A 14,127-nucleotide genomic window follows, 5' to 3' on the forward strand; every position below is an offset into this window, starting at 1 on the left:
GGGTGTTATGGCCGTTTTCGCCGAATCGCGCCGTTGCCAGGGGGTGGGCTGTTGAACTTCGATGCCGAACTCAATCCCGCGGAAGTGCAGATCGGGTATTTCCTCGCGCAACCGCCGGACACCGTGTGGCGGGCGCTGACCGAACCGAACCTGCTCGCCGAGTGGCTCATGCGACCCATCGGCTTCGCCACCCTCGTCGGCACCCATTTCATCTTCGAGATCCCCACCGACCCGCCCGGCGAGGTCGCCAGCGAGGTGCTGCTCGCCCGGCCCGGCGAACAACTCACCCTCACCTGGGTCGACCTGCGCGCCGAACGGCCCGCGCGCTGGGTGCTGGACTGGAGCCTGGTCCCGCACGGTCGCGGCACCCGGCTGCTGCTCACCCACGGTGGCTTCGACATCGAGCACCCCCGGCAGAAGATGGCGCGCAACGCCATGGAGCGCGGATGGCGCAGCGCGCTGGGGAAACTGCGCGCCGTCTTGGACCGCACGCAGAATTGAGGTCCCCACGCCGACGAGGATCCGGGGGAAGCCGAGCCGGACAGAGGTGCACTGCTCGTCCTGCGGCTCTTGGGGCGGGTGAGGCCGGAACCGATATCCGCAGGCAGCAGGGGGTTAACACGGGCGGGTGTCACGCGAGATAGTTGGACGAGGCCGGTTCACGGCGGTGGGCGCGGGGCCGACAGAAGGAGTCCGACCTTGAGCAAGTTCACCGAAGAGATGTACGCGACCGCACTGAGGTCCGACTACGGGCTGGTGACCGGGGAGCCGGATGCGCCGGTGCGGCATTCCTGGGGCCAGATCCATACGGTCGCCCGGCGGATGGCGGGCGCGCTGGCCGATGCGGGGATCGGGCCGGGCGATGCGGTCGGGGTGCTCGCGGGTATGCCGGTGGACATCGCGCCCGCGTGTCAGGCGGTGTGGATGCGCGGCGGGTCGATCACCATGCTGCATCAACCGACCCCGCGAACCGATCTGGCCTTGTGGGCGCGCGACACCGAGACGGTGCTGCGGATGATCGAGGCGCGGGCAGTGGTGCTCGGCGCGCCGTTCGAGGTGGCCGAACCGCTGTTGCGCGAGCGCGGCATCGCCGTGGTGACGCTGGAGCAGTTGGGCGCGGGCTCCGAGATCGAGCCGGTGGACACCGCCGAGGACGACGTCGCGCTGTTGCAGCTGACCTCCGGTTCGACCGGCTCGCCGAAGGCGGTGCGCATCACGCACGGCAATTTCTACGTCAACGCCTACGCCATGTTCGACCGGGTGAAGTTCCGCCCCGACAGCGATGTGATGATCAGCTGGCTGCCGCTCTTCCACGACATGGGCATGGTCGGGTTCCTCAGCGTGCCCATGCAGATCGGCGCCGAGGTGGTGTGCGTGACGCCACTGGACTTCCTGCGCAGACCGCTGCTGTGGGCCGAGCTGATCGACCGCTACCGCGGAACCGTGACCGCCGCACCCAATTTCGCGTACTCCCTGCTGGCCCGGCGGTTGGCGCAGGCCGAACCGGGCTCGATCGATCTGAGCAGTGTGCGCTACATGTGGAACGGCGCCGAGCCCGTGGACGCCGACACCATGAACGCGCTGGCGCGGGCGGGTGCGCCGTTCGGCCTCGACCCGATGGCGCTGACTCCGGTCTACGGGATGGCCGAGACCACGCTGGCGGTCTCCATCCCGGACCCGGGCAAAGGTCAGGTGCTCGACGTGGTCGACGCCGATCTGCTCGAAGCGCTCGGCAAGGCCGTGCCGGTCACCGAGCACGGTCACCACGGTGCGGTGCGGCGTCTGCCCACCCTCGGCTACCTGGTCGACCACCTCGAAGGCCGGGTGGTCGACTCGGACCGCAATCCGCTGCCCACCCGTTCGGTCGGGGTGATCGAACTGCGCGGACCCGCCGTCACCACCGGCTACATCACCGTGGAGGGGTTCCTGCCCGCCCAGGACGCCGACGGCTGGCTCGACACCGGCGACATCGGCTACTTCACCGAGGACGGGCTGGTGGTGGTGTGCGGGCGGGTCAAGGACGTCATCATCATGGGCGGGCGCAATATCTTTCCCACCGATGTGGAGCGCGCGGCGATGCGGGTGCCCGGGGTGCGACCGGGCAACGCGGTCGCGGTGCGGCTGGACGCGGGCCAGAAGCGGGAGAGCTTCGCGGTGGTCGTCGAGTCCAACGATCACGAGGACGACGACGCCGTCCGGCGCATCGAGCGCGAGATCGTGCACGCGGTGTTCGCCGAGGTCGGGGCGCGTCCGCGCACGGTCGCGGTGCTGGGCCCCGGGGCGCTGCCGAAGACCTCCTCGGGCAAACTGCGCCGGGCGGCCACCGCCGCACATCTGCGGTGAGCCGGCCGGACGGAATCAGTGCAGCTGGTTCTGCGCGGTCTCCAGGCCGACGCGAAGCAACATTTCGACCGCGTCGGCGGCCTGCTCGACGATCACCGGCACCTCTGTGCGCTCGGCGGCCGCGAACGGCTTGAGCACGAAGTCGGCGGGGTCCTGACGGCCGGGCGGGCGGCCGATGCCGAACCGGACCCGCAGGTAGTCCTTGGTGGTCAGCGCGGCGGAGACCGAACGCAGCCCGTTGTGACCGCCCTCGCCACCGCCGCGCTTGAGGCGCACCGCGCCGAAGGGCAGATCGAGTTCGTCGTGAACGACGATCACCTCGGTCGGCGGCACCGAGAAGAACTTGGCCAGCGCGGCGACCGGACGGCCGGACACGTTCATGAACGTACGCGGCTTGGCGATCAGCACCTGACGCCCGTCCAGGCGCGCCTGGATCAGGTCGGCGCCGGATTTCTTGTGCACGGCAAAACGGCCGCCGACGCGCTCGGCGAGCGCGTCGGCGACCATGAAGCCGACATTGTGCCGGGTGCGCTCGTAGTCCGGGCCCGGATTACCCAGGCCGACCACGAGCGCGGGCCCGGTCGAAGGACCGGTCATCGCTGAGTTACTCGGCGATCTCGATCACTCGGCGCTCTCGCCCTCGGCGGTCTCTTCCTCGGCGGCGGCGCGGGCGGCGACCACGTTGACGATCAGCAGGTCGGCGTCGCCGGACAGGGTCACACCGGCGGGCAGCTCGAGCGAGCCCGCGGTGAACTGGGTGCCCGCCTCGGCGCCCTCGACGGAGACCTCGATGGTTTCGGGCAGGTTCAGCGCCTCGGCCTCGATGGACAGGGTGGTGGCTTCCTGGGTGACCAGGGTGCCGGGGGCGGCGTCGCCGGTGACGGTGACGACGACGTCGGCGACGACCTTCTCGCCACGCTGGACGATCAGCAGGTCGGCGTGCTCGATGTAGCGGCGGATCGGGTGCACCACAACGGACTTGGTGAGCGCCAGCTGCTTGGTGCCCTCGATCTCGAGGTTGAGCACCGCGTTCGTGCCGTGCTCACGCAGGATCGCGGCGAACGCCTGGGCGTTCAGCGACAGGTGCTTCGGCTCGGCCTGGTGGCCGTAGAGAACGGCGGGCACATTGCCCGCACGGCGGGTGCGACGTGCGGCGCCCTTGCCGAACTCGGTACGGACGGACGCTTCGAGAAGGTTGGCGTCGGACATGACTGGATCTACTCCTACGGCTCTTCCGGGCTGGTCAACAGTTCCCGACAGGGAGGGTGGCGCCCTGCGTGGTGGGGTTTGGTCTACTCGTCGGGGCGAAGACCGAACGAGGACGGCCGGAAGCCGCGCCGCGTCGATCACGGTGTCGCACCACACGCCTGTTGCGTCACACGTCTGGAGGACACCCTCGCCGAGACAACCCGAACACCATACCTCAGGCACGGCATTCGCTTTGAATCGGGAGGTCAAGGCGTTACGGGCGCCGAGCGGGAGCGGATGGCAACGCCCCGGCGGCCGAGCGGGCGCGGCGCGCGATTAGGCTGACTCGGTTGTCCGCCCTCTCGTCGTGCGAAAGGCTCCCCATCGTGACCGCCCCCGAAGCCGCCGCCGCGCCCACCCCCCGCGGGCTGACCGCCGAAGTCGCCCGGCGCCGCACCTTCGCGGTCATCTCGCACCCCGACGCGGGTAAATCGACGCTCACCGAGGCACTGGCCCTGCACGCCAAGATGATCTCCGAGGCAGGCGCCATCCACGGCAAGGCGGGCCGCAAGTCGACCGTCTCGGACTGGATGGAGATGGAGAAGGCACGCGGCATCTCGGTCAGCTCCACCGCGCTGCAGTTCAACTACCGCGCCGCGGGCAGCGATGTCGACAGTGTCATCAACCTGGTCGACACCCCCGGTCACTCCGACTTCTCCGAGGACACCTACCGGGTACTGACCGCCGTCGACGCGGCGGTCATGCTCATCGACGCGGCCAAGGGCCTGGAGCCGCAGACCCTCAAGCTCTTCCAGGTCTGCCGTCATCGCGGCATCCCGGTCATCACCGTCATCAACAAGTGGGACCGCCCCGGCCGCGCGCCGCTGGAACTGCTCGACGAGATCGAGGAGCGCATCGGCCTCACCCCGACCCCGCTGTTCCTGCCGGTCGGCATCGCGGGCGACTTCCGCGGTCTGCTGCGGCGCGGACCCGAGGGCGCGGCGACCGAGTACATCCACTTCACCCGGACCGCGGGCGGCGCGACCATCGCCCCGGAGGAGTCGCTGACCGCCGAGGAGGCGCTGGCCCGCGAAGGCGAGGCCTGGACCACCGCGGCCGAGGAGAGCGAACTGCTCGCGGCCACCGGGCAGGACCACGACCAGGAGATGTTCCTGGCCGGACAGACCTCCCCGGTCATCTACGCCTCGGCCATGCTCAACTTCGGCGTGCGGCAACTGCTGGAGACGCTGGTGGCGCTGGCGCCCGCGCCGGGTCCGCGCGCCGACATCGCCGGCGTGCCGCGCCAGACCACCGATCCGTTCAGCGCGGTCGTGTTCAAGGTGCAGGCGGGTATGGACACCGCGCACCGCGACCGCCTGGCGTTCATGCGCATCGTCTCCGGCGAGTTCGAGCGCGGCATGGTCGTCACGCACGCGCAGACCGGGCGGCCGTTCGCCACCAAGTACGCGCTGACGGTGTTCGGCCGGGAACGCTCGACGGTCGACACCGCCTATCCCGGCGATGTGGTCGGCCTGGTGAACGCGACCGCGCTGGCCCCGGGCCACACGCTGTTCGTGGACAAGAAGGTGGAGTTCCCGCCCATCCCCTCGTTCGCCCCGGAACACTTCGCGGTGCTGCGGGCGCAGAGCGCGGGCAAGTACAAGCAGTTCCGCAAGGCCGTCGACCAGCTCGATTCCGAGGGTGTCGTGCAGGTGCTGCGCAACGATGTGCGCGGCGACGCCTCGCCGGTGCTGGCGGCGGTGGGCCCGATGCAGTTCGAGGTCGTGACCGCGCGCATGCTCGCGGAGTTCAATGTCGAGACCACGATGGAGCATCTGGGCTACTCGCTGGCGCGGCGCACCGACGCCGAGTCCGCCGATGAGCTGGGCCGCCAGCGCGGGGTGGAGGTGTTCACCCGCACCGACGGCGCGATCCTGGCGCTGTTCAGCGACAAGTGGCGGTTGCAGTACATCGAGAAGGAGCACCCGAAGCTCACCCTCGAGCCGTTGGTCGCCGCCGCCGACAACTGATCGCCGGATAGCGGCGCCGGGCTCAGGCGCTGTCGGATTCGCGGAAGCCCGAGGTGGTGCGCGGGTTGCGCTGGATCGAGGTGACCCCGTCCTCATGGGCGATGATGCCCCAGCGCACCGAGGTCACGCGCAGGCTCGGCAGATCGCTGAGCGAGAGCACCACTTCGTAGGTGCGCTCGTAACCGGTGTGGCTGATGCGCCACTTCCCGTCGTCACAACGGACGTAGCGGTCGGTGTAATAGGCCGCGCCGCGCATCAGCAGATTGTGTTCCGGGATGAGCACGGTGTCGGCGAGCAGCCAGGTGCCGGTCGCGGCGTCGTCGGCGGTGATATCGATCTCGGGGTGATCGCAGCGGTGCTCGGTGATGACGCGTGGTCCGAGGGTGTTGCGCAGGAAGGCCACGAACGCCTCGCGCGACTCGAACTGCAGGTATTCGCTGTAGGTGGCGGTGGCCTCGGGGATCATCGTGTCCGCCAAGTCCTCCCACGCCTTGGTGTCGAGGCTGCGCAGATAGCGGTACTTGAGCCGGGTGATGGCCGCGACCTGGGCGAAGGTGGCGAGATCGGTCTCGGGGGTGGACTCGCGGGGTGCGGCGGTCTCGGAGAAGGCGGCGTCCTCGGGCGATACGCCGTCCTCGGTGGACACGTCGGTCTGGTCGTCGTCCGAGCGGCCGAAGTCCGTCCAGGCAGCGTCGGCCTCGGGAGCGTCGGTCTCGGGAGCGTCGGTCTCGGGAGCGTCGGCCTCGGGAGCGTCGGTCTCGGCAGAGGCGGTCTCGGGGACGGATGCGGCCGGGTCCGCCGCATCCGGTGGACCGGTCGATCGGACGGAGCGCTCGCCACGGGCGAATATGTCCGCGACCTCGCCCTGGTCCCGGTCCTGCTCGCCGTTCCGCTCCATACCATTCACCATCCCATCGTGGGCGCGCGGTACCGAGAGGGTTGTCCAGATCTGTATCAGATCGCGACCCGCACCGGACCCGGCCGCTGCGCTGACCGCAGCCCCGATCGGCGAGTCACGACAGGATGGTCACAGACCGAGCGAGAAGCAGGTGCGGCAGAAATCCTCGCCGAACTCGGTGAGCCGGATGCTCTTGCGCACGATCTTCGGCGCACGGCCCGCCTTCTTCAGCGCCTCCTCGACGATCGGCTGCACCTCGAGCACCATGTACCGGCTGAGCACGACCGGATCATCGGAGGTGCGGGTGAGGCCGAGCCGGTTGAGGTTGATCAGATACGAGCGGGCCCGGTCCGGGTAGCGCACGCCCGCCTGCTCCGGCACCGAGGTCAGATCGCCGCTGACCAGTTCCGAGCCGATGCCCAGCGGGCGGTTGGTGCGCACGTCCACCGAGGGCTGCGGGCCGTTGAGGGCCATGAAGCGCAGCATCCGCGCTTCGTCGGGAGCCAGTTCGTCGAGGATCCGGTCGTAGGCCGGGTGCACGTCCTCGGTGAAGTACACGTCCGCCGACCTGGCCAGCAGCGCGTCACCGCGACGGCGCAGTTCGTCGGTAGTGGCCGAGCGCAGGTAGGACCCCACCGGGATGGCCTGCTGGTTCGGGCCGGAGGGGGTGGGCACGTAGCTGACGATCTCGCGCACCGATCCCTCGGTGACGCCGAGGGCGCTGCGGGCGATCGAACGCAGGGCGTTGCCGGTGCGCTCGGCGATATCGGCGGAGGACTCCCCGTCCAGCGCCGCCTTGGTGATCTCCTTGGTCACCTCGAGCGAGGTGTTCACCGCCCACTGGCTGCCGCGCACAGCGGTGCCCGCGGCGAGCCCGGCGGCGCGGAACACACCGCGAATCAGCCTGGCCTCATTGCTGATCTGTCGCTGTTCGACGTCCGAACCGCGTTCGACCGAGCGGGAGCCGGCCCGGGCCACCCCCTGTCCGGTCCTGTCGTCTGCCACGTCAACTCCGAAGTATCGCCAAGGTGAACGGATTCCGCCCACAGGTTGATTCTGCTCACAGATTATTGCCCGGCACGCGCGGCACCGCGAACCCCGACCGTCCGCATCGGAACCGGACATTACCCTGTGCCGCGGACCACCCACGTTCCGACACCGTAGGGCCGATCACAATGCGACCCGGCCCGCATGGTGGTGCTACTTTGAGTGCCCGGTGAGGAGGTGGTCACCGGATTCCGCAGGAGGGTGTCATCGTGTTGGAGAGCGTTTTCGGTGTACACCCGACGATCCTGCTCGAACTTGTGACAATTCCCCTTTTCACTGGCGTCATCGGTTACATCACCAACTGGACCGGCATCTTGATGCTGTTCCAGCCCATCAACTTTCACGGCATCCGGGTGCCCGGTCTGCGTTCGCTGTACCCGTTCCTGCCCAAGCGCATCCAGGTGCTGCCGCTGCTCAGCTACGACGGCAGGCTCGGCTGGCAGGGCATCGTGCCCTCGCGGGCGGACAAGATGGCCAGCATCGCCGTCGACAAAGGTCTGTCCAAACTCGGCAGCGTCTCGGACTTCTATCGCGAACTCGATCCGGACAAGCTCGCCGAACATCTGGCCGCCACGGCCGACGCGCAGATCACCGACATCGTCGAAGAGATATTGCGCCGCGAGCATCCGCAACTCTGGTACAACCTGCCCAGCCAGGTCCGCGAACGCGTGCACGCGCGGGTTCGCCAGCAACTGCCCGACATCCTGCGCGAACTCACCGACGAACTCGGTAGGAACATCGATCAGCTGCTCGATGTCAAACAGATGGTGATTCGCTATTTCCAGGCGCGCCCCCACCTGTTGAACACGTTGTTCCAAGTTCTCGGCGCGAAGGAACTGCGTTTCATGCAGAACTTCGGCTTCTATTTCGGCGCCCCGATGGGCGTGGTGCTGGTGGCGGTGCTGCACCTGACCGGACTGTCGTCGTGGGTGGTGCTGCCGGTCGGCGGCGTGATCATCGGCTGGGTGGTCAACTGGATCGGCCTGAACATGATCTTCGCCCCGGCCTACCCGAAGTGGTGGTGCCCGTGGCGCCAGGGCCTGCTGATCAAGCGTCAGCACGAGATCACCGACGGCTACGCCGAACTGGTCTCCTCGCAGGTGATGACGGTGGCCAATATCGGCGACGAACTGCTCAACGGCCCGCGCTCGGACCGCACGCTGCAGATGCTGGAGGAGATCCTGCGCCCGGCCGCCGACCGCGCCCTCGGTGCGGCGCGGCCCGCGGTGAAGTTCGTGCTGGGCAGCCGGGAGTACGACACGCTGCAGCGGACGCTGACCAACGAGGCCATGTCGATCGCGCCGATGGCCTTCGCCGACCCCGACTTCAATCTGCGCCAGGGCAAACAGATCGGCGACTACATCGCCAAGCAGATGGCCGCCCTCGCCCCGCCCGACTTCGTCGACATGTTGCGAGCGGCCATCAAACAAGACGAGTGGCTTCTTTTCGTTCATGGCGGTGTGCTGGGCTTGCTCGCCGGATACGCTCATATCCTGATCTTCGGAACGGGAGTGGCGACGACATGGATATGACGGATTCCTCCGACGGCAACCATGCGCCGGGCGATCCCGGTCATCCCGGCGGGGAGCTGTCTCCCCGGCCGCAGGCCGCGCCCGTACCGCGATCGCGCCGGGTGTCCCTGGTCAAGATCCCCCGAGTCAAGATCATCTCCCCGCTGCAGACCGCGCGCACCGCGGGCGGCGTCGCCAAAGTGGCGCTGACCGCCGCGGGTGAGGTCGCCGCCTGGTCGGTGGACACCGCGATCGGTGTCACCGGGACCGTGGTCAAGGGCTCGATGTCCGGAATGCCGGCCCGAGAAGTGCTCGCCGAGGCCGAAGCCGAGGTCCGTGACGCGGTGCGCCGGGCACTGCGTCTGCCACCGAGCCCCGACACCGACGCGCCGGGCTTGCCGACCCTGCGGGAACAGGGCGCGGCACTGCTGCGCCTGTCGGCCAGCGCCGATCCGGACCAGGCCGACATCCATCCGGCCTACGCGGGCATGCTGGCCGAACTCACCCCGGACGAAGCGCGAATCCTGCGCCTGCTCTACCGCGACGGTCCGCAGCCCGCCATCGACATCCGCATCGGGCGCCCGCGCGGGCTCGGCGCCGAGCGGCGGGTCGACGGACTGTGCGTGATCGGCGATCACGCCGGACTGCGCTTCCCGAACCGGGTGCCGCAGTATCTGACCAATCTGCGCAGGCTGGTCCTGATCGAGATGGCCAAGGAACCGGTCGACAATCCGAACCGCTATCAGCTGATCGAAGTGCAGGCGCCGGTGCGGGAGCTGTTGAAGCGCTCCGGTTTCGGCACCAAGGTCCACTACCGCAGCATCGTGATCACGCCGTTCGGCGAGGACTTCGTGCGCACGTGCCTGCCGGAGATCGTGCACGGCGGGCGCGCGGAATCCAGCTGAGGCGAATCCAGCCGAATCGAATCCGGCAGAATCGGATCCGGCAGAATCGGATCCGGCTGAACGGACAGCGCGCGGCGGCTCGGGCGGCTCAGGCGTCTTCGGCCAGTTCGAGCCAGCGGGATTCGGCGGCTTCCTTCTCCGCGAGCACCTGCTGGAGTTCGGCACCGAGGGTGACCAGCTTGTCCGGGTCGGTCGCCGCGTCGACCAGCGCGACGTGCAGGCGCTGTTCGCGTTCGGACAGCTTGTCGATGGCGCGTTCCAGCTTGGCCAGTTCCTTGCGCGCGGCACGATAGGTGGCCGAGTCGGTGGCCGGAGCACTCGCGGCGGGGGCCTGCCCCGAGGAGCCCTGGCCCGCCTGCCGCGACGCGGTGGCGGCCGAGCGACGACGCAGGTACTCCTCGATGCCGCCGGGCAGGTTGGTCAGCTTGCCGTCGCCGAACAGCGCCCAGGTGGAGTCACAGATGCGCTCGATCAGGTACCGATCGTGACTGATGACCACCAGCGTGCCCGCCCAGTTGTCGAGCAGATCCTCGAGCTGCTGCAGGGTGTCGATGTCGAGATCGTTGGTGGGCTCGTCGAGCAGCAGGACGTTCGGTTCCGACATGAGGATGCGGGTCAGCTGCAGTCTGCGGCGCTCGCCGCCGGACAGGTCGCCGACCGGAGTGCGCTGACGGGCCGGGGTGAAGCCGAGCCGCTCGGCCAACTGCCCGGCCGAGATCTCCTTGTCGCCCAGCATGAGCCGCTGCGCGACCTCCTGCACCGCCTCGAGCACCCGCATGTCGGTGGGCAGATCGTCGAGTTCCTGGCGTAACCAGCCGATCCGGACCGTCTGGCCCTGGATGCGCTTGCCCGCGGCCGGTTCCATGTCGCCGGCCAGCGCGCGCAGCAGCGTGGTCTTGCCCGAGCCGTTGACCCCGACCAGACCGACCCGCTCCCCCGGCGCGAGCCGCCAGGTCAGATCACGGACCAGTTCGCGGCCGTCCGGGGTGGTGAGCGTGGTGTCCTCCAGCTCGATCACCACCCGGCCCAGGCGTTTGCGGGCGAAGGAGGCCAGGCTGACACTGTCGCGCGGCTCCGGCACGTCGGCGATCAGCGCCTCGGCCGCCTCCACCCGGTAGCGCGGCTTGGAGGTGCGCGCCTGCGGGCCGCGGCGCAACCAGGCCAGTTCCTTGCGGGCCAGATTGCGCCTGCGCGCCTCGGTGGCGTCGGCTTGGCGGGCGCGCTCGGCGCGGGCGAAGATCCAGTCGCCGTAGCCGCCCTCGTAGCTCTCGACCTTGCCGCCGACGACTTCCCAGGTGCGGGTGGCGACGGTGTCGAGGAACCAGCGATCGTGGGTCACCACGACGAGGGCGCTGCGCCGGTCGAGCAGATGCCTCGCCAACCACTGCACACCTTCGACGTCGAGGTGGTTGGTGGGCTCGTCGAGGACCAGCAGGTCCAGATCGCGAACCAGGGCGGCGGCCAGCGCCACCCGGCGGCGTTCACCACCGGAGAGATTGGTGACCAGGGTGTCCAGGCCGAGATCCTGGATGCCGATGCCCTCGAGCACCGTGCGCACCCGGGAGTCGGCGGCCCACTCGTGCTCGGCGAGCGAATCGCTCACGGCGTCGTCGGTGAGCCCGGCGAGCACCACCTCACCGATGGTGGCACCGTCGGGCAGGACGCCGCGCTGGGTGACCACGGCCATCCGCAGCCCGCCGAGCCTGCTGACCCGGCCGGAGTCGGGGGCTTCCAGGCCGGTGAGCACCTCGAGCAGCGTGGTCTTGCCGCCGCCGTTGAGGCCGACGACGCCGATGCGTTCGCCGGCGTGCACGCCGAGGGAGACGCCGTCGAGCAGCGGGGTGATCCCGAAGCTCTTGGAGACCTGCTCGAGATTGATCAGGTTGGACATGAAACCTTCCGACTCACCGGTAACGCGGCTGCGCTGTGATCGCGCGGCTCGCCCGAAGTGTTGGCGCGACTCGCGCGAACCGGACAAGCCTACCGAGGGCGCCCTCCGGGAGACCGGCGCGGGCTCAGTCCTCCCGTTCGATCACCCGCGCGCCGGGCACCGGACCGCTCGCGGTGCGGATCCCGCGCGCCACTCCCGCACCCGCCAGCTCGGCGGCGACGGACACCGCGGCCTCGGCGCTCTCGCAGAGGAAGGCGCAGGTGGGGCCGGAGCCGGAGACCAGTCCGGCCAGAGCGCCCGCGTCCACCCCGGCGCGCAGAGTGCGGCGCAGGTCGGGGGCCAGGGAGACGGCGGCGGCCTGCAGGTCGTTGCCGAGCAGCGGGGCCAGCTGCCTGGGGTCGCCCGCGGCCAGTGCCTGCATGAGGGCCTGCGGGTCACCGAGGCGCGGGGGGTCGCCGTGCTCGCGCAGGCGGTCCAGTTCCGCGAACACCGTTGGGGTGGACAATCCGGTCTTGGCGATGGCCAGCACCCAGTGGAAGGTGTTGCGCGACAGCACAGGAAGCAGCCGCTCGCCGCGACCGGTGCCCAGCGCGGTGCCGCCGTGCAGTGCGAAGGGCACGTCGCTGCCGAGTTCGGCGGCCACCGCGGACAATTCGTCGCGGTCCAGGCCCATGTCCCACAGTTCGTTCAGGCCGACCAGGGTGGCGGCCGCATCGGCGCTGCCACCTGCCATTCCGCCCGCGACCGGGATGCCCTTGTCGATGACGATCTCCACCAGCGGGGCGCGACCGACCATGTGCGCCAGGCGAACCGCCGCCTTCCACACCAGATTGCCGCGGTCGGTGGGCACTTCGGCGGCACCTTCGCCGCTGACCCGGACGGTGAGCGCCGAGGCCGGGGAGATCCGCAGGTCGTCACCGAGCGACAGCGCCTGGAAGACCGTCGTCAGATCGTGGTAGCCGTCGGGGCGCAGGTCACCGACACCGAGGTGCAGGTTCACCTTCGACGGCGCGCGCACGAGAACCGGACTTGGCACAACTGACAGCACGAGAGCACAGCCTAACCGCTGTCCCCGACACCCGCCGAGCGCAGGCGCGCGCCGGAAGCACTTGCCTCCAATACCCCCTAGGGGTATGTTCGAGGCGGGGTGGGCAGACCGGCCGCCCGAAGCAACGACATCGGAGGAGTCACGACCATGACCACCACCACCTACACCGTCAAGGGCATGACCTGTGGCCACTGCGCGAGCGCGGTCGAGACCGAGATCGGCAAGATCGACTCGGTGACCGGCGTCGCGGTGGACGTGGCGTCCGGAGCCGTGCGCGTGGAGAGCACCGCTCCGTTGGCCGACGCCGATGTCGTCGCGGCCGTGGACGAAGCGGGTTACGAAGTAGCACTCTGACCCCGCCTCGGCCCGGCGTCCCGAGCCGGGGATGCCGGGCCCCGACCTCAGCGCTGGGCGGCCAGCCGCACGTAGGCGGCCGTATCCAAGGTCTCACCGCGCGCGGTCGGGTCGATGCCCGCGGCGATCAAGCGACGTTCGGACTCGGCCGTGCCACCGGCCCAGCCCGCCAGCGCGGCGCGCAAGGTCTTGCGGCGCTGGGCGAATGCCGCGTCGACGACCTCGAAGACACGGCGTCGATGCTCGGCGTCGGTAGGCCACGGCGGCTCGGCATAGCGCTGCACCCGCACCAGGCCGGAATCGACCCGTGGGACCGGCCAGAACACCTGGGTGCCGATCGCGCCCGCCCGGCGCACCGACCCGAAGAAGCCGGCCTTCACGCTCGGCACGCCGTACACCCGGCTGCCCGGTTCGGCGGCCAGCCGATCGGCCACCTCGGCCTGCACCATCACCAGCGCCGTCGTCAGGCTCGGCAGTTCGGCCAGCAGATGCAGCAGGACCGGCACCGCCACGTTGTAGGGCAGATTCGCGACCAGCGCGGTCGGCGCGAAGGGAAGCTGCTCGGCACCGACCCGCAGCGCGTCGGCCCGCACCACATGCAGCCGATCGGCCAGCGTGGGCGCGCGGTCGGCGACGGTGGCGGGCAGATGCTCGGCGAGCACCGGATCGATCTCGACCGCCACCACCGTGTCGACGACGTCGAGCAGCGCCAGCGTCAGCGAGCCGAGGCCGGGGCCGACCTCGAGCACGGTGTCGGCGCGGCCCACCCCGGCAGCGGTGACGATCCGGCGCACGGTATTGCCGTCGTGCACGAAGTTCTGCCCGAGCTGCTTGGTCGGGCGCACGCCGAACCGCTCGGCCAGCGTCCGCACTTCGGCGGGCCCGAGCAACGCGGCCTCGCCGCGCGCCGCG

At 69.7% G+C, this 14,127-nt stretch carries 13 protein-coding genes; 6 read left to right on the forward strand and 7 right to left on the reverse strand.

Annotated features, from left to right (window positions below; all coding sequences use genetic code 11):
• The first annotated feature begins 51 nt into the window (after window positions 1–51).
• Together NS3_RS02610 and NS3_RS02615 are read left to right on the forward strand one after the other, a co-directional pair.
• Window positions 52–501 carry an SRPBCC family protein gene (locus tag NS3_RS02610; protein ID WP_067852936.1) on the forward strand — a complete coding sequence of 150 codons (450 nt, stop codon included), beginning with the start codon at window positions 52–54 and terminating at the stop codon, window positions 499–501.
• Window positions 502–699: 198 nt separating this feature from the next.
• A complete protein-coding gene (locus tag NS3_RS02615; RefSeq protein WP_067852937.1) occupies window positions 700–2,343 on the forward strand; it encodes a fatty acyl-AMP ligase in 1,644 nt (547 codons plus the stop codon).
• 15 nt (window positions 2,344–2,358) lie between these two features.
• Here NS3_RS02615 and pth read toward each other — a convergent pair whose 3' ends face one another.
• Together pth and NS3_RS02625 are read right to left on the reverse strand one after the other, a co-directional pair.
• Complete coding sequence (gene pth / locus NS3_RS02620) at window positions 2,359–2,940, reverse strand: aminoacyl-tRNA hydrolase (RefSeq protein WP_067852943.1); 582 nt, start codon at window positions 2,938–2,940, stop codon at window positions 2,359–2,361.
• Between the two features lie 24 nt (window positions 2,941–2,964).
• Complete coding sequence (locus NS3_RS02625; RefSeq protein ID WP_067852944.1) at window positions 2,965–3,552, reverse strand: 50S ribosomal protein L25/general stress protein Ctc; 588 nt, start codon at window positions 3,550–3,552, stop codon at window positions 2,965–2,967.
• A 365-nt stretch (window positions 3,553–3,917) separates the two neighbouring features.
• On the opposite strand from NS3_RS02625, the gene NS3_RS02630 reads away from it, so the two are divergent.
• Window positions 3,918–5,561: a peptide chain release factor 3 gene (locus NS3_RS02630; protein ID WP_174550427.1), complete on the forward strand. Its 1,644-nt coding sequence runs from the start codon at window positions 3,918–3,920 to the stop codon at window positions 5,559–5,561.
• A 22-nt stretch (window positions 5,562–5,583) separates the two neighbouring features.
• On the opposite strand, the gene NS3_RS02635 is transcribed toward NS3_RS02630, so the two are convergent.
• Together NS3_RS02635 and NS3_RS29890 are read right to left on the reverse strand one after the other, a co-directional pair.
• Window positions 5,584–6,207: a nuclear transport factor 2 family protein gene (locus NS3_RS02635; RefSeq protein ID WP_507762077.1), complete on the reverse strand. Its 624-nt coding sequence runs from the start codon at window positions 6,205–6,207 to the stop codon at window positions 5,584–5,586.
• Between the two features lie 381 nt (window positions 6,208–6,588).
• Window positions 6,589–7,464 carry an Abi-alpha family protein gene (locus NS3_RS29890; RefSeq protein WP_084494987.1) on the reverse strand — a complete coding sequence of 292 codons (876 nt, stop codon included), beginning with the start codon at window positions 7,462–7,464 and terminating at the stop codon, window positions 6,589–6,591.
• Window positions 7,465–7,763: 299 nt separating this feature from the next.
• On the opposite strand from NS3_RS29890, the gene NS3_RS02645 reads away from it, so the two are divergent.
• Window positions 7,764–9,038, forward strand: a complete 1,275-nt coding sequence (locus NS3_RS02645) for a DUF445 domain-containing protein (protein WP_245649442.1) — start codon at window positions 7,764–7,766, stop codon at window positions 9,036–9,038.
• Window positions 9,035–9,922, forward strand: coding sequence for an Abi-alpha family protein (locus tag NS3_RS02650; RefSeq protein ID WP_067852950.1), 888 nt, complete (start codon window positions 9,035–9,037; stop codon window positions 9,920–9,922). The genes NS3_RS02645 and NS3_RS02650 overlap by 4 nt, the downstream gene beginning before the upstream one ends.
• A gap of 88 nt (window positions 9,923–10,010) precedes the next feature.
• Here the strand turns inward: NS3_RS02650 and NS3_RS02655 are convergent, their stop codons facing one another.
• Both NS3_RS02655 and NS3_RS02660 read right to left on the reverse strand, forming a co-directional pair.
• Window positions 10,011–11,813: an ABC-F family ATP-binding cassette domain-containing protein gene (locus NS3_RS02655; protein ID WP_067852952.1), complete on the reverse strand. Its 1,803-nt coding sequence runs from the start codon at window positions 11,811–11,813 to the stop codon at window positions 10,011–10,013.
• Between the two features lie 124 nt (window positions 11,814–11,937).
• Window positions 11,938–12,861 carry a 4-(cytidine 5'-diphospho)-2-C-methyl-D-erythritol kinase gene (locus NS3_RS02660; protein WP_067852954.1) on the reverse strand — a complete coding sequence of 308 codons (924 nt, stop codon included), beginning with the start codon at window positions 12,859–12,861 and terminating at the stop codon, window positions 11,938–11,940.
• Between the two features lie 147 nt (window positions 12,862–13,008).
• On the opposite strand from NS3_RS02660, the gene NS3_RS02665 reads away from it, so the two are divergent.
• On the forward strand, window positions 13,009–13,215 hold the full coding sequence (locus NS3_RS02665) for a heavy-metal-associated domain-containing protein (protein ID WP_067852958.1): 207 nt from the start codon (window positions 13,009–13,011) through the stop codon (window positions 13,213–13,215).
• Between the two features lie 47 nt (window positions 13,216–13,262).
• Here NS3_RS02665 and rsmA read toward each other — a convergent pair whose 3' ends face one another.
• Entirely contained in the window at window positions 13,263–14,105 is an 843-nt protein-coding gene (rsmA, locus tag NS3_RS02670; RefSeq protein ID WP_067853522.1) for a 16S rRNA (adenine(1518)-N(6)/adenine(1519)-N(6))-dimethyltransferase RsmA, read from the reverse strand.
• Window positions 14,106–14,127: the final 22 nt, after the last annotated feature.

Origin of the sequence: Nocardia shimofusensis NBRC 100134 (assembly GCF_001613125.1) — a bacterium.
Classification (GTDB): Bacteria; Actinomycetota; Actinomycetes; order Mycobacteriales; family Mycobacteriaceae; genus Nocardia; species Nocardia shimofusensis.